This window comes from Limimaricola variabilis (genome assembly GCF_034371605.1).
Taxonomy (GTDB): Bacteria; Pseudomonadota; Alphaproteobacteria; order Rhodobacterales; family Rhodobacteraceae; genus Limimaricola; species Limimaricola variabilis.
In genome coordinates this window covers 14,357-30,666 of sequence record NZ_CP139696.1, presented here as the reverse complement: position 1 = coordinate 30,666, position 16,310 = coordinate 14,357, and the positions used below count along the sequence as shown (strand labels likewise).

Annotated in this window: 14 protein-coding genes and 3 pseudogenes; 5 read left to right on the top strand and 12 right to left on the bottom strand. The window is 65.5% G+C overall.

Features of this window, described 5'->3' with window-relative positions; all coding sequences use genetic code 11:
• Positions 1-236: 236 nt before the first annotated feature.
• From T8T21_RS20215 to T8T21_RS20205, 3 genes and pseudogenes are all read right to left on the bottom strand, one after another.
• A complete protein-coding gene (locus T8T21_RS20215; RefSeq protein ID WP_322338355.1) occupies positions 237-1,298 on the bottom strand; it encodes an IS30 family transposase in 1,062 nt (353 codons plus the stop codon).
• A gap of 246 nt (positions 1,299-1,544) precedes the next feature.
• Positions 1,545-1,889, bottom strand: a pseudogene (locus T8T21_RS20210) (IS5 family transposase); the annotation flags it as partial.
• Positions 1,890-1,915: 26 nt separating this feature from the next.
• Positions 1,916-2,146: pseudogene (locus T8T21_RS20205) on the bottom strand (integrase core domain-containing protein); the annotation flags it as partial.
• Between the two features lie 80 nt (positions 2,147-2,226).
• Here T8T21_RS20205 and T8T21_RS20200 point away from each other — a divergent pair.
• Positions 2,227-3,189 carry an IS1595 family transposase gene (locus T8T21_RS20200; RefSeq protein WP_322338354.1) on the top strand — a complete coding sequence of 321 codons (963 nt, stop codon included), beginning with the start codon at positions 2,227-2,229 and terminating at the stop codon, positions 3,187-3,189.
• Here T8T21_RS20200 and T8T21_RS20195 read toward each other — a convergent pair.
• Positions 3,146-3,613, bottom strand: a complete 468-nt coding sequence (locus tag T8T21_RS20195) for a hypothetical protein (RefSeq protein ID WP_322338353.1) — start codon at positions 3,611-3,613, stop codon at positions 3,146-3,148. The genes T8T21_RS20200 and T8T21_RS20195 overlap by 44 nt on opposite strands.
• Before the next feature lie 69 nt (positions 3,614-3,682).
• Positions 3,683-4,632 (bottom strand): annotated as a pseudogene (locus T8T21_RS20190) (IS3 family transposase); the annotation flags it as partial.
• 444 nt (positions 4,633-5,076) lie between these two features.
• On the opposite strand from T8T21_RS20190, the gene T8T21_RS20185 reads away from it, so the two are divergent.
• On the top strand, positions 5,077-5,289 hold the full coding sequence (locus T8T21_RS20185) for an antitoxin Xre/MbcA/ParS toxin-binding domain-containing protein (RefSeq protein WP_322338352.1): 213 nt from the start codon (positions 5,077-5,079) through the stop codon (positions 5,287-5,289).
• Positions 5,290-5,327: 38 nt separating this feature from the next.
• Positions 5,328-5,786 carry a DMT family transporter gene (locus tag T8T21_RS20180; RefSeq protein WP_322338351.1) on the top strand — a complete coding sequence of 153 codons (459 nt, stop codon included), beginning with the start codon at positions 5,328-5,330 and terminating at the stop codon, positions 5,784-5,786.
• Between the two features lie 391 nt (positions 5,787-6,177).
• Here the strand turns inward: T8T21_RS20180 and T8T21_RS20175 are convergent, their stop codons facing one another.
• A complete protein-coding gene (locus tag T8T21_RS20175; RefSeq protein ID WP_322338375.1) occupies positions 6,178-6,654 on the bottom strand; it encodes an Lrp/AsnC family transcriptional regulator in 477 nt (158 codons plus the stop codon).
• A gap of 105 nt (positions 6,655-6,759) precedes the next feature.
• Between T8T21_RS20175 and T8T21_RS20170 the strand changes: the two genes are divergently transcribed.
• Positions 6,760-8,196, top strand: coding sequence for an aminotransferase class V-fold PLP-dependent enzyme (locus tag T8T21_RS20170; protein WP_322338350.1), 1,437 nt, complete (start codon positions 6,760-6,762; stop codon positions 8,194-8,196).
• Positions 8,197-8,448: 252 nt separating this feature from the next.
• Here T8T21_RS20170 and T8T21_RS20165 read toward each other — a convergent pair whose 3' ends face one another.
• The 5 genes from T8T21_RS20165 to T8T21_RS20145 all read right to left on the bottom strand — a co-directional run bounded on the left by T8T21_RS20165 (position 8,449) and on the right by T8T21_RS20145 (position 13,630).
• Positions 8,449-10,167: a hypothetical protein gene (locus T8T21_RS20165; RefSeq protein WP_322338349.1), complete on the bottom strand. Its 1,719-nt coding sequence runs from the start codon at positions 10,165-10,167 to the stop codon at positions 8,449-8,451.
• Position 10,168: 1 nt separating this feature from the next.
• A complete protein-coding gene (locus tag T8T21_RS20160; RefSeq protein WP_322338348.1) occupies positions 10,169-12,007 on the bottom strand; it encodes a hypothetical protein in 1,839 nt (612 codons plus the stop codon).
• A 205-nt stretch (positions 12,008-12,212) separates the two neighbouring features.
• A complete protein-coding gene (locus T8T21_RS20155; protein ID WP_322338347.1) occupies positions 12,213-12,695 on the bottom strand; it encodes a helix-turn-helix transcriptional regulator in 483 nt (160 codons plus the stop codon).
• 423 nt (positions 12,696-13,118) lie between these two features.
• The gene (locus T8T21_RS20150; RefSeq protein ID WP_322338346.1) at positions 13,119-13,412 is read right to left on the bottom strand and encodes a hypothetical protein; all 294 of its coding nucleotides are present in this window, start codon (positions 13,410-13,412) and stop codon (positions 13,119-13,121) included.
• Positions 13,409-13,630, bottom strand: coding sequence for a hypothetical protein (locus tag T8T21_RS20145; RefSeq protein ID WP_322338345.1), 222 nt, complete (start codon positions 13,628-13,630; stop codon positions 13,409-13,411). Before T8T21_RS20145 ends, T8T21_RS20150 begins: the two co-directional genes overlap by 4 nt.
• 1,080 nt (positions 13,631-14,710) lie before the next feature.
• Here T8T21_RS20145 and T8T21_RS20140 point away from each other — a divergent pair.
• The gene (locus tag T8T21_RS20140; RefSeq protein WP_322338344.1) at positions 14,711-15,292 is read left to right on the top strand and encodes a hypothetical protein; all 582 of its coding nucleotides are present in this window, start codon (positions 14,711-14,713) and stop codon (positions 15,290-15,292) included.
• 283 nt (positions 15,293-15,575) lie between these two features.
• Here T8T21_RS20140 and T8T21_RS20135 read toward each other — a convergent pair whose 3' ends face one another.
• Positions 15,576-16,010 (bottom strand): hypothetical protein, encoded by a 435-nt coding sequence (locus T8T21_RS20135; protein ID WP_322338343.1) that lies wholly within the window; start codon positions 16,008-16,010, stop codon positions 15,576-15,578.
• Positions 16,011-16,310: the final 300 nt, after the last annotated feature.

Genomic DNA, 16,310 nt, shown 5'->3' with positions numbered 1-16,310 from the left:
CCAGCGACTCCGCCGTCGGTCTGGCTGTTCCAGGTTTCTATCTCATTTCCACTCCTCGGTGGTTACGATGAGCCAGAAACCCTCCGTTACGAAGTCAACTCAGATGTCCCAGAGGCGCTGCCAAGGGGCAGTCAGCCAGTGACCGCTCTACGCTTGGAAGAAGTTCCCAGTAGCCGTTCGCTGCGCGGACGCCGAAAGCCGGCTCAGGGCCGGAACGCGCCCCCTCGTCTTGAACATCAGTCGGTGCGGTGAGCGATACTTGAACCGCGACTCCTTGGTGGGCTTAGGGTAGGGCGCTCACGTCCTATTCTCAGCATCTTGGCCCTGAATACCTCGGCAGGGGTCTTCCATCCGAGGCATTTGCGCGCCGTGGCATTCAGCCGGTCGCAGATCTCTCGGATGTCGTGGTCGGAGAGTTGGCCGATGTCGCGCTCCCGGGGCAGCCAACGGCGGGCACGGCGATTGGTGTTCTCGACCGTGCCTTTCTGCCAGGGGGCAGAGGGGTCGCAAAACCAGCTGCTCATGCCGATCTCGGCCTGGAGATGCGGCCACGAGACGAACTCGCTGCCACGGTCGAAGGTGATCGATCGGCGCGCCGGCTGGGGCAGGGCACGGATCGCCGCGATGACCTTGTCCATCACCGGACGCGTTCGCTTGTCGGCGTTCTTCAGCAGCACGGTGAACCGGCTGACGCGTTCGACGAGCGAGGTCACGTTGGCGGAGCCGAACCGCTGCCGAAACAGCATCAAGTCCGCCTCCCAGTGGCCGAATTGCACACGCTGCGCTACCGCCTCGGGCCGGAACAGGATGCTGACATCACGGTGGAATTCCGGCGCGCGACGCTTGCGGGCGCGTCTCGGATGCCGGGCCTTGCGATGGGTCGGCAGATACCACCACAGCTCTTCGCGCATGCCTTCCTTGGCGTAGATGTGGCGATAGATGGTTTCCTGGCAGACCCGCAGCGGCGCGCGCTCCATGCGCATCCGGCCGGCAATCTGTTCCGGGGTCCAGCCGTCCTTGATCCGCTCGACGACCTGATCACGCAGCTGCGGATGCCGGATCAGCTTGCGCTGGCGGGCGCGGCGATCGCTGGTTCTCAGCTGCGCGGCCATCGCAAAGTAGCCCACGACCTTGGGCATGCAGGGGTCTTGGAAATGATTGCGTCGGAGCTCGCGGAAGATGGTCGAGCGATGGCGGCGCAGCACCCGCGCCATCTCGTTCACGGACACTCTGGCATGACGCCAACGCTCGATCTTGCGGCGCTCCTCGAGCGTCAGCTGCGCGTAGACACGTCCCATACTGGAAAACTCCTGCTTGATAGGGCGTTGTTTTCAAACAAGAGTCGCAGTTGGAAGTAGCGCGCGCCGCTACACGCAGTTTGTGCGCGTAATGGTAATTATGTAATATAAGTAGCAGGCGGCGCCCGAGAGGACCGCCTGTCGTGATGCCACCCCAGTGTCTCGTGAGGCGCGAGAGCTGGGTGGCTATTGCAGGTCGTACGGCCATGACTCCGGCGGGATCTGCGCCAGCAGCTTCGGCAGCTACGGGCTGTCGCCTTGGCGGCTCGAGGTGAACTCGACCGCGCGCACATCCCCGGTGCCCGCGTCCATGGCAATATGGACTTTCTTCCATTGCCTTCGGCGTGATGCGCCATGCTTTCGAACTTGCCACTCACCATCACCGCGGAACTTGATGCCGGTGCTGTCGATCAACAGGTTCAGCGGCTGCCCCGAGGTGCGATACGGGACCTGCCCTGCGATCCGCGCCTGCCGGCGGCACAGCGTCGAATAGTCCGGAACTGGCCAATCGAGCCCCGCCATCTGGACCAAGCTCTCGACCAATCCAACCGTCTGCCAAAGCGGAAGACCGAAGAGCACCTTCAGCGTCAGTGACCTGCCCCCCTCCGGTCCCTCGGTCATAGTGAGAGTTTGCGGGTCTGAGATTGGTAGTTGGACTGGTCGTTTTGGACAAGCGCGGCGGGCGCGGCACCCTCAGCTTGCTCAAGCGCCCGGCGCGCTTCGAGCGGCGTCTGGTTCCCGAGCGAGGAGTGCGGCCTGACAGCATTATAATCGTAGCGCCAGAGGGCCAGCTTCCGCTTGGCATCGTCCAAGGTGTCGAAGATCTCCTCGTTCAGCAGCTCGGTCTTAGGTAGCAGATGCACCAAACCCTTGCTTTGGAGGTCTGGCAGGAACAAGATGGGAACATGTTTCGCGTAGCGAGGCGACCATGTCCCAGCATTTCCTGCTTTCCGCTGCCGCCCGGACCCTGTCGCTCAGGACGATCTACGAGGAAGGGGAGGACGCCGCGTATCGGCGGTTCTGTCGGCTGCGATGGCCTAAGACGGAGGGCGCTCCGGTCTGCCCGCTCTGTAGCTGCCTCGACATCTACGATCTGAGCACCCGGCGCCGGTTCAAATGCGCCGCCTGCCACCGGCAGTTCAGCGTCACCTCCGGCACCGTTTTCGCCTCGCGCAAGCTGGCGTTCGTCGATCTGCTCGGGGCGATCTGCCTGTTCGTGAACGCCGCCAAGGGTCTGTCCGCGGTCCAGTTCTCGCGGGATCTGGACGTGCAGCACAAGACGGCCTTCGTGCTGATGTACAAGCTGCGGGAGACGATGACTCTCGAGACCCGGGAGACCCGGCTCGAGGGTGAGGTCGAAGTGGACGGGGCCGTGTTCGGTGGCCAAGTCCGGCCCGCCAACGCGCGCGACGACCGGGTCGACCGCCGACTGCTCGCCAACCGCAGCGGCAAGCGCAGGGTGGTTGTCGTTCTACGCCAGCGCGGCGGCAGGACGCTGCCCCGGAGCTTCCTGCGTGAAGCCCAGGCTGTCGATTTCGCCCGGGAGAAGATTGCCTCCGGCAGCGTCATCTCGGCCGACGAGGTTGCGCACTGGGACGTCCTCGAGCCCGACTTCGAGATGAAACGCGTCAATCATTCCGAGGCCTACAGCCGCGAGGGCGTTCATACGAATCTGGCCGAGAGCTACTTCTCGCGGCTGCGGCGCATGATCGGCGGCCAGCACATTCGGGTGGAGGGTCGATACCTCGATGCCTACGCGGCGCACGCCGCCTGGCTCGAGGATCACCGCTTCGACAGCAACGGCGGCCTCGCGGACCGTCTCATCGGCGGCGCGCTGGCGGCGCCGATCAGCCGGGCGTGGGAGGGGTATTGGCAACGACGCGCAGCGTGATGGCATCTCCGGCGCTCCAGACGCACATGCCCTTGCGCTTCTCCACCAGCCGGACGAGCCGCCGGTGCCTGGCGTGCCGCAGCGCTTGGACGACCTTGAACACGACCGAGTTCCGCAGCGCCGTGTCCGACACCTCGAGGCCGCGCTCGATCATCACCCGCTCCGCCAACTCCCGGGTGGTCAGCTCGCCGTCCACTCCCAGATGCTGCACGCAGATGTCGGCGATCTCGCCCTTCTTGAAGAACCCGTGGCTCACGATGTAGCGCGCCCGCCGGCGTTCGGGCGCCGCGAACAGCTCGATCGTCGCGTTCACATGCGCAAGGTCGTGCTTCGCATGCGCGATCTGCGTTTCGTAGGCCTTGATCTGCCCAAGAATCTCGGCGCGTTTCTGCGTCAGTGTCTGGATGATCAGGGGCTCGGCCATGCCGCCATTGCAGCGAACTTCGCCGGCTCGGTCCATCCGGCAAACTGGTGCATCTGCTACCTAAGACCGCAGCAGCTCGTCGCGCACGCTGCCGTTGGATGACTCGATGAAGGCATTCTGCTGCGGCTTTCCGGGGTCGATATAGTGCCAGGGCACCGCATTCTGATCGGCCCATTTCAGAATGGCCCGACTGGTGAGCTCCGTTCCGTTGTCGCTGACAATGCAAGCGGGCTTTCCGTAGATCCGTACCAGCGCGTCCAGCTCGCGCGCCACACGGGCGCCCGAGATGCTGGTGTCGGCGATCAGGCACAGGTTCTCGCGGCAACAGTCGTCGATCACCGCGAGGATGCGGAACTTGCGCGAGGCGCCGAAGCTGTCCGACAGGAAGTCGAGCGACCAACGGGCATTGGGATGCGTCGCCTCCGGCATCGGCATCGGCATACGCGTGCCTCGCGCCCGCTTGCGGCCACGTCGTCGCTTCACCGCCAGCCCTTCCTCGCGATAGAGCCGATACAGCTTCTTGTGGTTCATGATCATGCCTTTGCGCTCCAGCAAGATGCCGATCCGGCGGTAGCCGAACCGACGCCGCTTCCCGGCAATCTCCTGCATCTCCCTGCGGATCTCAGGGCAGTCCGGCGGGCGTGGGCGCCGGACTGTCTTGGGATCGACACCGACAAGCTGGCAGGCCCGGCGTTGCGAGATCTTGTGATCCCGCATCGCCCGCAGCGCTGCCTCTCGCCGCCTGGCCAGTGTCGTCAGTTCTTTCCCAGCAGGTCTTTCAGAACCACGTTGTCCAGCATGGCATCGGCCAGCAGGCGCTTGAGCTTGGCATTCTCATCCGCCAGCGCCTTCAGCTTCGCGGCATCGGACACTTCCATGCCGCCATACCGGGCCTTCATCTTGTAGAACGTCGCCGGGCTGAGCCCATGACGGCGACACACTTCGGCAGTCGGCATCCCGGCTTCCTGCTCCTTGATCATCCCGATGATCTGCGCCTCGGTGAAGCGGCTCTTTCGCATCGTCTGCTCCTTCGCGGTTGAGCAAACTCTACATCAAACTAAGGGATCTCGCGGGGGGCAGGTCAGTCACCGGAGGAACTGGCGCTCGTTCTCGGCTTGCCGGAGGACTCGCTCTCGAACGCGACGCAGCCACCCTGCCCGGTGGCGCAACGACGGCTCAGGGACTTCGTCGAGGTCGCCCTGGCGGTCGCACCGTGGGCCGGCTCGATGTCGCTGGCTTTCGCTTGGTTCGCCCATCAGCGGTTGCCGTCCCTTGGCAATGAGACCGCGGCCTCACTCCTCCGCAAGGGGCGCGTCGAGCTGGTGCAGGCTCACGTCTCTCGGATCGCAGTCGGCGGCTATGCCTGACCTGCTTTCCTGGGCAGAGATAGAGGTGTTGATCGTCAAGCCTGCGCTGTGCGCTGCCATGGGACGACCGGGCTATTCCCGTGCTACCTTAGGGGCATGAAGCAGATCGAACTCCTCTCACATCCAACCTTCCGCAAGCTTATGGAGATGCGTGACGACGACTGGGGCGACGAAGCAGCGCTCCTTCATTGGTTGGATCAGCCCAACCGCAGCCTTGGTGGCGCGCGGCCCTCCTCATGCCTGGATGAAGATCAGGACGCGATCCTGGCTTCATTCTCGGCCGAGATCTCTCAGGCGCATCACGGTTAGGGTCTGCGCTGGTCGCCGCAGCTTGGCCTCTGCTCGACATGACCCTGGTCACCGGCGTGACCGTTCTGGTCAAGCTTGAGGGACAGTCGCGGCCGGTGGCGCAAATGGTGTTCCTGCGCGCCCTGATCGGCTTGGCGTTGATTACGCCATTGGTCTGGCGCCACCGTCGGGATTTTGCGCGGATGCGGGCCCCATGGCGCAACGCGGGCCGGGTCTCCTGCAAGGCCGTGGCTTTGGGGATGAACTTCACCGCTCTCACGCTCCTGCCCTTGCCGGTCGTCAAGGGCATCTCGTTCACCCGACCGCTGGTCGCGATGGGGCTGGCCGCGCTGCTGCTTTGTGAAACCGTGCGTCGCCAGCATTGGGTCGGTGCGGCTGTGGCGCTGGCCGGCGTCATGTTGATGGTCGCCCCAGACGGCGCCGGAGGGGAGCTACCACTTGCCGGCGTAGCCGCGGCGTCGGCTTCGGTCCTGTTCGGCGCGATGGCGACGATCTAAACCCGAGCCCTACGGGACGAGAGCTTCGTGGTGATGATGCTGTTCTATACCTTGGGCCTGGCCCTGCTCAGCGCGCCGCTCGCCGCGCTGGATTGGGCGCCGGTGGGTCATGCCGACGACTTGCCCCTGCTCGCCATCGGCATTCTCGCGCAAGCGGGGCAATTCTGCTTTCTGCGGGCCTATGGTCTCGGCGAAGCCAGTCGACTTGCCCCCCCTCGGTTATTTGTCGATCCTCTTGGCCACCGCGGCAGGTTGGCTCGTGTTCGGCGACCGCCCCGGCCCATCGCTCGCGCCTGGCGGTGTCGTGGTCATTCTCGGCGTGTTGATTGTGCAACGGGCCGATCGGCCTACCGCTCGGCCGGCTATATGCCGCCAAGACGACTAACGCTGCTCAGCGTAGCACTGAACGGATCGCGAGGGGTCGGTTTTCGAGAATGGCCTCCATGGCGAAGTGCCCTGTCACTGCCTCGATATCAAAGTCCTTGATCAGTGCCTGATAGAAATGGTCGTAGCCTGCCATGTCCGGGCAGACCGCTTTGATCATGTAATCCCAATGGCCGCCGATCCGGTGAAAATCGACCACCTCCGGCAGCGCCTCCACATGCGTGCGAAAGGCTCGCGCCCAATCGGAGGCATGGTGCCGGGTGCGGATCATCACGAAGACCGTTAGTCCCAGCCCCAGCTTGGCCGGGTCGATGTCGGCCCGTCGCCCCCTGAGCGCGCCCGTCTCTTCAAGTCGCTTGAGCCGCCGCCAGCAAGCGTTCTGCGACAGCCCCACCCGCGCTGCCAGCTCCCGCTGCGACAGGCCACCTTCGCGTTGCAGAAGCTCAAGAAGCCTACGGTCAATCTGATCGGTTTGAATGGGCATAATCGCCATGTTTGACCCAATCTTTGGCCGACATCCAGATCAGTATGGTGTCGATTGATCCGCGATCGGCATGGATCATCTGCGGAGACATCGCAGGAGGCCTCCATGACCGACATCTTCGACCGCTTCGAGACCGCGCTGGTCGAAGCCGGGCCCGCTGCACTGCGCGCGGGCCAGTTCGGGCGAGGTGCGCAGGTCGAGGGGCCGTTTGGAGTGAGGCCGCTGGTGTATGCCGACGACACCGCCTCAGGTCGGGCGCTGCGGCAGGTGGAGATTTTGCTGCACGAAGAGGTTCTGCCCTACTACGCGAACAGCCATACCGAGGCGTCGCATTGTGGCGCGCTGATGACCCAACTGCGCCGCGCCGCTCGTGCACGCGTGGCACAAGGATGCGGCGCCGACGCAGACCACGCGGTGATTTTCTGCGGTAATGGTGCCACGGCCGGGATCAACAAGCTGGTCGCCCTGCTCGGTGTGCCGCAGGCTCTCTCGGCCGGTCGTCCGGTGCATGTGCTGATCGGCCCGTGGGAGCATCATTCCAACATTTTGCCATGGCGCGAGAGCGGCGCTGAGGTGACGGAGCTGCCAGAAGGCCCGCATGGACCATGTCTTGACGCACTCGAAGCGGCCCTTGCTCGGGCGCGCGCGACCGGCGCGCTCTGCATCGCCGCGATGTCCGGTGCATCGAACGTCACCGGCGCGATCACCGACACCCCGCGTGTTACCCATGTCGTCAAGCGCGGCGGCGGGCTGATGGTTTGGGACATGGCCTGCGCCGCGCCCTACCTGCCGCTCGCCATGCGATGTGGCGAGGCCGATGTCGATGCCATGGTGCTGTCCCCGCACAAGTTCGCCGGCGGGCCCGGGGCTTCGGGCGTTCTGCTGGTCCGCCGCGCCGCTTGCGTCCCAAACTGCCCGACCCAGCCCGGTGGTGGCACGGTACGCTTCGTCAGCCCGGCCGCGCATGACTACCTGTCCGATCTCGCCGCCCGCGAGGAAGCGGGAACACCGGACCTCCTGGGCGACATCCGCGCGGCGTTGGCCTTCGCCGTGAAGGGCGCGATGGAGCGCATGGGTCTGCTTGAGACCGAGGCCGCGCTTGCCCGCCGAGGACTCGATGCGCTGCGGGCCATACCCGGCATTGAGCTGCTCGGCGATCAGGAGCGACCGCGTCTGCCGATTTTCGCGCTCCGGTTCACCGCCGCTGACGGTACACCCCTGCATCAGCAGCTCGCGACACGAATGCTGTCAGACTTGTATGGCGTGCAAGCGCGCGGGGGGTGCGCCTGCGCTGGCCCCTACGTGCACCGGCTCCTCGGCATCGACGCTGTCGCATCGGAGGCGCTGCGTGCACGGATCCTGTCGGGCGAGGAGTTGGCCAAGCCCGGTTTCCTCCGCTGCAACCTGTCGCCGATGATGGAGGAGGGCGAAATTCAGACAGTGCTCGATGCGATTGCCTCCCTGCCCGGCGAGGCCCTCCGACGCCGCGACCGTTACGCCGCAGATCCAGACCGGGCCATCTTCGGCGTTCAGGCAGCTTGAAAGTGAAGCACAATACTCAGTTTTAGTACAACCGGCTGCCTATTCTCCGTAGTGTACGGTGATTTCATCAATGAGCTTTTGCGAGGGTGTCTGTCGGGAGATTTGCAAGCGCAGTAGGGCGAGAAAATGTCTCTTCGACCTGTGCTGAGGATGTTGGTTCAGCCGCCTCGCCCGCAGGACAAGCTCCTCGCTCCTCCATAGAGACAGGAATTGTTTTGCAAACATATCAGCGCAGGTTTGTGCTACCGCAGATCAGCGGCCCCTGATTGGCATGGCCACCTCAAAACATTCCGCCAGCAGGCCGTCGACCATGTCCTGACCATGGCGGCGCAGGGCCCGGGCCACCGCTTCACTCTGGTAGGCAGCCGCGGTGCGGGGATCACGCTGCGCATTGAGCACAAGCGCAGCCTCTACGCCCTCGGGGCCGAGCTGGCCGAGCTCGGAATGCACCCGGGTCCGGGCGATATGCGCGCCGGTGCCGAAGTGCTGCCGCCAGACGCTGGAGGGGTAGCTCGCCGCCAGCTGCCGCTCGTCCACCGCACGGAACAGCGGCATCTCCTCGGTCACCGCTCTTTCGCGCATATCGGCAAGCCAGATTGATTCCATGCCGCGCAGCACGAGCGCGTCGAGGAACGGCGTCAACACCTTGTGCAGCTTGCCACGCAGCGGCTCCTCCTCCTTGTGGGTGTCGATGTCGACGCTGTAGCGCGCGCCGTCGAAGCGCATATCCCGGCCCCAAAACAGCTGCCCGTCGCCCAGGCGCAGCGGCAGCAGGGTCCAGATCGCCACGACCGACGCCTCGGTCAGCAGGCGCAGCTTGGTTTGACGGCGGGCGGCGGCCTCGCTTTGCGCCAGCAGCTCGACTGCGAGGCCCCAAGTGGCCGCGAGACCAGGCAGGTTGTCGAGACGGCCGAACTTGAGCGGCACCACGGTGCCGAGGTCGCGGCGCAGGCAGGTCTCGTGATGGCGCAGGGCCGAGAGCACCAGCGGCTCAAGTCCGAGCGCCTCGCCGAACTTGCGCAGTCGCATCACGGCGGTGTGCCGCGTTGCGGGCCGGTCGCCGTGGGCCTGGTAGGCCGGATCTTCCCGCGCTCGGGCATGCGCGGCGCGTGACGTCTCGAGCCGGCGTACGCCCTCGATGGTGATCGCCACCTCCGCTCCCGCCTCGCGCTGCACATGGGCGTATTCGCGCAACACATCCTCCATGCTGTCGATGACCGAGGCCGCCGGGGCGGCCTGGTGCAGCGGCATGGCACCAAGGCGCATGCGCTGAAGGAGCTTGCGCCAGGCTTCGGGCAGCTCGGCTGCCGGGACCCGTCTTTCGGCCGCGGGCCGCGGGATCTGGCCCGCGCGCGAGAGCTTGGGCGGCGACTTGCGGGCGATCGCACCTGCCAGCACGACATGCACCGCCGGGTTGCCTGGCAGCAGCGCATCGAGAGCGCCCTTTAGCGATCGCAGGCGACGGCTCGAGGCGGTATCGGCCGTGAACGCCAGGTAGTCCGCCTCGCTCGGCACGGTGATGCCATGGGCCTCGGCGAAGCCCGCGAACCGTGCCAGCACCCGCAGATCCTCAAGCGCCATCGTGTCGAAAGCGGGCAGGTCCCGGTAGGGCGCCATCAGCGGATCGGCCCGCAGCGCCGCGCGGTCGCGCCGATCGCAGCTACGGCTGCGCGGGCGCTTCTGACGGATCGCTTCGCGCACTACCTCGCGCACCGGTGTGCCCTTGGGCAGCAGCCGGTCGAAGGCGGTGCGCAGGTCTTCGAGCCTGCGGGTCGAGCTGTCCTCCGTCACGAAAGACAGAAAGTCAGCCACCCCCGGCACGATGATCCCCTGCCCTTCGGCGAAGCCGAAGAACCGGTCGAGCGTACGCAGCTCGCGCATGCCGACCTTATCGAGCCCAGGGGCGTCGCGGAACGGCGCGAAGTGGTCTGCCGCGAGGATCTCCGCGCGGCTGCGGGTGTCGTAGCGCATCTCAGTCATCCATCAGCCCCACCAGCAAATCCTGGCCGCGCTCGACCAGCTTGAGTGCACTGATCCAGCCATAAAATTGGCGTAGCGTGTCGGACGTGTCGTCGATGCGCTTTGCGATCACCTCGATTTCGTTGGGGTGCTTGTTGAGCAGCAGAGAGGTCTGGCCATGCCGCATCTGGTGCGGGGTCATCGGCAAATTGACCACCATGCGCATCAGCGCAGAGAATTGAGCGCTGAAATAGTCGGCATTCAGGGGCGCCCCCGGCACGGTCACGGCCGGGAAGAGATAGGGGCTCGTCTCCGCATACGAGAAGAGTGGGCGGATCACCCGATAATACCACAGAATCGTATCGTGGCAGCCGTAAGCATTGGCCCGGATCGGAAACTCGATCTCAGCACCGTTCTTCGTGCACTCTTCCGGGATCAACACCTTGATCGGCTTCATCCCTGATGTCGGGATGCGAATCTGGGCATCCTCGCCGATGCAGGTCAGCTGCATGGCGTTGTCGACGCGGATCGGCGCACCGCCGATCTCGATCGCCGCAAAACAGGCGCAGGTCCCCAACATGCGCACGCGCGCGCGCTCGTGGCCTGTGAGCTCCCGTTTTTCCAATCGGCCCTGCTCCAGCATCGCCTCGGCCTCGGCGCGCAGTACCTGAAACGAAGTCAGGAAGCGTTTCCGGATCGGCTTGTTGTCGATCAGGCTCTCGCAGAATGCGCGGTTCTTCGGCGTCATCCGCCCGTCGTCCTTTTTCCCTTTCCGTGCGACCTTGTTGTTGGCCAGCACCTGGCCGAGGAAGGTGGTGTCGAGGCCGAAGTGGCTGCGCAGTTGGTTCAAAACCTTCAGATACTTACGGGCGGTGCGCGGCTTGAGATGGCCGTCACGCTTCGACAGCTTGCGCCGGGCAAACATCTCCCCGGCAATGGCGCAGACCGCCTCGTCATCTGCGAGGAGCGGCTTGAGATCCTCGGCGTCCGGAGCCAAGAGGCCCTGTCTGACCGCGATCCGCAGCGTTGTCCGAAGCGCGCTGCGCATGACATGGGCATGACCTTGGTGATCGTCGGCGAAGGCCTTCGCCACTGGATCCCAGCCGGACTTTGTTACGGCCTCGACCCAAGCCAGGACCTGGGTCTCCCAATGCGGTGCGATCGGTGCCAGCTCAGGCACGTGCGCGTCAGCCGTGAAGCCGATCGGGTGCAATGGCAGCCAGGGCATGAGTTCGGGGAACCGCCGCAGCTCGTCGATCCGGGCGAGCGCCCGGCGATTGGCTTCCCGCTTGTTGCCGTGAAACAGCGTGTCGAGCTCGCGGGCCTTGTCGAGGTCGAGCTCGCGCGGCTGCCAGCCCTGAGCCCGGGCCACGAGCGCGAAGGCCTTCAGCGCGGCGAGCTTCATCGGGTGCCACTTGCTTACCCCCTTCCCCAGCTTGCCCTCGGTCAGCGGTGCGACGGCGGCGACAAGCCGGGTCCAGTTGTCTTCCATCGCCCGCAGCCGCGCCTGCTCGGCATGCACGCCGAGGAACTCGCGCAGCGCCGCCTGGAACCTGCGGCGAAAGAGGCCGTAGGCCTCGTCGGTGGCCCAATGGCTCGGGTCGAACCCGTCCGCCGGAAACCGCTCCTCGACCAGCGCCAGCGCTACCGGAATCATGGCGAGCGGCTTGTTGAGGCGCTCGCCCACCTTCTCGATCGCGCTCAGATAGCGGGCGCGGGTGGTGGGCGACAGGTCGGTGCGCGCCGCCACATGAGCGTGCAGGTCGGCCAGCGTCGGCCCCGTGATCAGCGGGGCGGTGGTCTGTGTGATATGCCGTTTGGCATGGCCGGCATGGCCGGTCAGATCGAGCATGGCTCGTGTCCTTTCTGTTGAGAAGCAAGTGGGTCGTCTGGACGCGCTTTCGGTCGCCAAAGCGCGTGCCGGACACACACGCCTTCGAGGTTGCCGCCGGTGAAACCGGCCCGGCGTATGTGTCCCAGTCGTTTGAAGGTCGGGTCGGTCGCTAAGGCGTCGATCGGTGTGTCCCGGGCGCGGGACGGGCGGGAGATGACGCGGATCATAGGGTGGGCCGGATCATGCCGAAGACCGGGGCGGGCTTGGCGTAGAGGGGCTGAGGCTGGCCCATGTGCCAGGCCAGAACCTCGGCCCGGCGCCACCGCTTGGCGCGGGCGTCCTTGCGCCCCCCGGACAGATCGATCGCGCACGGAAACGGCCCGGCGCCTTGCGGCACCTTACCTTTTGCCCAGCGATAGATGATGGAGGGGTCGGCCACGCCCACCAGATCGGCCACCGCGCTGGCGGTCAGGAGCGGCGCCATCAGGGCAGTGTGATGCGCGGGGTCCTGCTCTTCGGCCAGGCCAAGGCCCCGCCAGACCACGGGCCAGCGGGTGGTGCCGCCCCGCAAGGTAATACCGAGATCCCGCAGCACGCGCGCCAGCGGCCGGGGGTCCGGGGGCGTGTCGGCGGTCACGGGGAGGCATCTCGCCTCGAGGGCGAAGAACCGATTGAGGTCGGTGCGGGAGAGGGCTTTGTCGATCATGGCCCGAGGGAATTAGGCCCCGGGGCACCCGTCCAAAAAACGGTGGCGATGATTTTTCGACTGGCACAGCTGACACTTGGGACAACAGGGCGCGGTCCGGCATGTCGGCCCGTCTACCAACTGCTGCTGTCCGGTTTTTCCCTATCAAGCCTTGCCGCCGGGCGACGGGTATCCCGGGCCTTCGCCCATGCGGCGCACCAGATCCCCCTGCCCCGCAGCGGGATTCCTGCCTATGAGAGCGCCGCATGCGCAACCCGGATGTCGCCCCCGCCCGGCCAGGCTTTTGCCCTGCCGGAAAAAAGAAGGGTCCGGATCTGCGGCCGCGACCCTGATCGGGAGGATCGGCGACCGCAGGGCTTCGCCCGGCCGTTCGGGCCGTGCGGACAGGTTGGGGGGGGACCGGCTTGGAGGACCCGCGCCGGCTTAGGGGCGCCAGCGCATACCCGTGCGCGTCCTGCGCATCTCTCGCGGCATTGGATCCGGCTCGGACTGGACGAACAACCTGAGCACCAAGACGATCTGCACGCAGGTGACGAGCCAGATCAGATCGGGGATCGTCGCATGCATGCTCGCCCGCAGGTACCGGACAGCCAGGAGAAGACGTTCGCCGAACGCCTCGACCTGCTCCGCCGGCAGGGCCGGATCCTCCGGGATGCGGATCGTGGCGTAGTGCGCATTCAGGCGCGCGTCCTGTAGCGCCATGACGGCTGCGGTCACGTTCGGCTCGAGATGGTCGTCGCTGTAGAAGGCCGCGCCGGCCGACGGATCCGGCACAGATCGTCGCACAGGGCCGCGAGAGCATGCCGGCAGGCCGCGAGCAGTTGCTCGGTCGATGTCAGTTTCATCTCGGTGGCGGCATGGCAGATGCTGCGCGTGAAGGCGATGATCTCGACAGGGGTCATCCCGAAGGGTGCTGTCGCGGGGAAATGGGTCATTTGGCTGTCCTCGTCGTCATGATCCCGCGGGCCGGTCCGGGCCGCGGCGGCACTCGCTCCGGGGCCTGATCAGGAATTGGTGCCGGCCGATTTCACGCGGAAACAGATCTTTTCGGCCATCTGCGGCCCGGGCGCTGCGCGGCCTGTCGGCACGGTCGACGGCGGCTCTATGCAGTCCGGGTCATCGCCTTCGCCCTGTCAGAGCCGCAGTGCCCGCCGCAATACCGCGGGTCATGCTTTTCCCGGGCCCGGCCCCCTGCCCGACGCTGCTGCTCGCCGGAGCCCAAGCTGCCCGGTCAGTGCCAGACCCCCGAAAACACCCTTCCCTGTCAGGCCGTCGGCGCGGCCGAAGGCGGCGCGGCCGGTCGTTTCTATTGGTTCTTCTTGTTCTTCTTATTCAGGGAGCAGAATCCATATTTATTTACAGTGGCTTGCGAGAATATTGGACGCAGAAACCCGACGCAGGGACGCAGAAAACCGCGGCAAGGACGCAATAACTCGCGCAATGGACGCAGAAACCCGGACACCGGACGCAGAAATCCGCGACCCGGCGAGGCAGGACGATCCAAGGTTCGGGCCGGGGCGGTAGCGGTGCAGAATGCACATCCCGTCAGCCGCGCAAGGGCGCGGAGAACCTTTTTCGGAATTTTCAGCAGATCGTTTTTTAGGCCCGGAGGATCGACCCATCTTACCTTCATCCAGACACGGCATGGGCCGTCGAACAGAAGGAAAGCAGATGTCGCGCGATCGATTTCACCCTCTCAGGTCCTTGGCGGCCATTACCGCCATTGCCCGGGCGACCCGTCGGGTGTCCGGGCGCGGTCTCGCTTGCGCCGCCGGGCCTGGCAGTCTGTGCAGCTTGGGCAGCCGTTGCGCGGGTCAGTCACCATAAGCACGACGATGGTCATGGCCCGTGTCCTTTGGCCAAGCGCAGGGCCGCTGCCTGACTACCACCCCCCCTCTCCGAACTCGCTTTTGCAGACTCTCCGTACCGCCTTTGAACCGGTACGTCCTCCCTTCCCCTGATCTCGCCGTGACCGTGCCGTCGCCGCGCGACAGTTCATCGATCGAAAGCTTCCCATGACCACGAATTTCGTATCTCCGACGTGCTCCATCCTCCCTGTAAGGGAGCTGCATGGCCGAACCCCCAAGGCCATGCTGGCCGACACACTCGTTCCCCTGTCCTTGGCCGCACCTGGCGAGATCGTCGCCATCCGGCGGCAGGGCTGGTGGATCGAGAACAGCCCCAACATCACTGCGACGACCTATGTCGTACGCACGCATGACGGCTTCGAGGATGTCCGCCTGTGCGACCTCGAAGACTCTATCAGGGATGACGCGAGGTGCTGTGCCGTCCGTCTCCACAACGACTACGAGATTTATCAGGAGGTTCCTGACGAGTTCTTCGAGCACGCTGAGACCGCTCCTACCCGCTTCGAGGTCATCGATTGCTGCGGCGCCGTCCTGCTCTGCTGGCTCGATGAGTGGCGCGGCCTCGACCAACCGCCGGTACTGACGCAGGCGGCGCGTTGGCCAGCTGCCGTTCTCATCGAAGAAAAGGATCTGAGAAAACGCCGCGACATCTCCGCGCGCATCACGCTGTGCGAGACCTTCGGCAAGCTGCGCATCGCCCTGCCGGTCCAGGCTGCCGAGCAGCGCTGACGGGGCAGCGAAGCCGCCGGCATCCCGGGTGGGCCCTGTCCCGCCCGGTCGCCCCGGTGCCGTGGGGCCTGCCCCCGGAGGCAGACCCTCGTCCGGCGGATGCTGTTGCCGCGCGAGGCGGGCAAAAGCGCAAGGGGCTCCGGCCCTCCTCGCGATGACCCGAAAGCCGGGCGTTGGGCAATGCACCCCGGGTCCAGGCTTGGCGAGCCGTATTTGACATGCAAGCGTCCTGAGCCACTGCTGCTGGTCGTTCTGGCTCGGCCGACAGTGAACCGCGCGAGGATCACCTGAGCAAGGAGGACACCAGCCGCTCGGCCCGGGCCCGGTCGTGCAGATGGCGGCGCAGGGCAAGGAAGGCGGCAAGACCCTGCTGTGCGGCGATGAGGGCCTCGCCGCGCGGGGTGTAGGTCGGGACCGAAACCACGTCCCAAACCACACCATCCTCGTCGCAGCCGATGAGGCGTCCCTCGTCCCGCGATCCGGTGATTTCGGCGGCGAGGCTCGCGTCGATCCCTCGGGCCAGGGTCTCGAACACATAGAGATCGCGGTCATCGGCCAAGTTGCCAGTCTCGAGCCGGCGCAAAGTGGCCTGATACGTTCCGTGGGCCAGCTCACGCGTGGGGCAGATAGGCAGGCCTGCCAGTTGCTCGTGCAAGCGCCGCGCCTGCTGCACGGCCTGGACGGCCAAGGTGTCGAGGGAGGGACGGGATCGGCTCATGGAAGCTCCTGATACGGTGTGGCGCGCTCTCTGGCGCGGTCAATCCTGCCCCAGGGGTGATGGCCGTCGGTCAGCAGGTGCTCCCACCTCTCAATATTAGAATGGCAACCACTGGAGCCTTCTGGGCACGTATGGTGAGCGAAACTACTTGTAAGAAGGTTCCACGATGGGCTTTCGGTAGCGAGGCAAGGCGCTTCTTACCTTTTATCCGAGGGATCGGGGGCGCTGCCCGGTCTTACCCAAGGACCGGACAGCGCTTCGATGCCCTACCTGTCCCCCGTCAGCGCCTCTGGGACATCT

Coding starts and splice junctions, on each gene's coding strand:
- T8T21_RS20200 (WP_322338354.1), top strand. CDS start 2,227: ATGTCCCAGCATTTCCTGCTTTCCGCTGCCGCCCGGACCCTGTCGCTC.
- T8T21_RS20165 (WP_322338349.1), bottom strand. CDS start 10,167: ATGCGCTACGACACCCGCAGCCGCGCGGAGATCCTCGCGGCAGACCAC.
- T8T21_RS20140 (WP_322338344.1), top strand. CDS start 14,711: ATGACCACGAATTTCGTATCTCCGACGTGCTCCATCCTCCCTGTAAGG.
- T8T21_RS20180 (WP_322338351.1), top strand. CDS start 5,328: ATGACCCTGGTCACCGGCGTGACCGTTCTGGTCAAGCTTGAGGGACAG.
- T8T21_RS20135 (WP_322338343.1), bottom strand. CDS start 16,010: ATGAGCCGATCCCGTCCCTCCCTCGACACCTTGGCCGTCCAGGCCGTG.
- T8T21_RS20215 (WP_322338355.1), bottom strand. CDS start 1,298: ATGGGACGTGTCTACGCGCAGCTGACGCTCGAGGAGCGCCGCAAGATC.
- T8T21_RS20145 (WP_322338345.1), bottom strand. CDS start 13,630: ATGACCCATTTCCCCGCGACAGCACCCTTCGGGATGACCCCTGTCGAG.
- T8T21_RS20160 (WP_322338348.1), bottom strand. CDS start 12,007: ATGCTCGATCTGACCGGCCATGCCGGCCATGCCAAACGGCATATCACA.
- T8T21_RS20170 (WP_322338350.1), top strand. CDS start 6,760: ATGACCGACATCTTCGACCGCTTCGAGACCGCGCTGGTCGAAGCCGGG.
- T8T21_RS20175 (WP_322338375.1), bottom strand. CDS start 6,654: ATGCCCATTCAAACCGATCAGATTGACCGTAGGCTTCTTGAGCTTCTG.
- T8T21_RS20155 (WP_322338347.1), bottom strand. CDS start 12,695: ATGATCGACAAAGCCCTCTCCCGCACCGACCTCAATCGGTTCTTCGCC.
- T8T21_RS20185 (WP_322338352.1), top strand. CDS start 5,077: ATGAAGCAGATCGAACTCCTCTCACATCCAACCTTCCGCAAGCTTATG.
- T8T21_RS20195 (WP_322338353.1), bottom strand. CDS start 3,613: ATGGCCGAGCCCCTGATCATCCAGACACTGACGCAGAAACGCGCCGAG.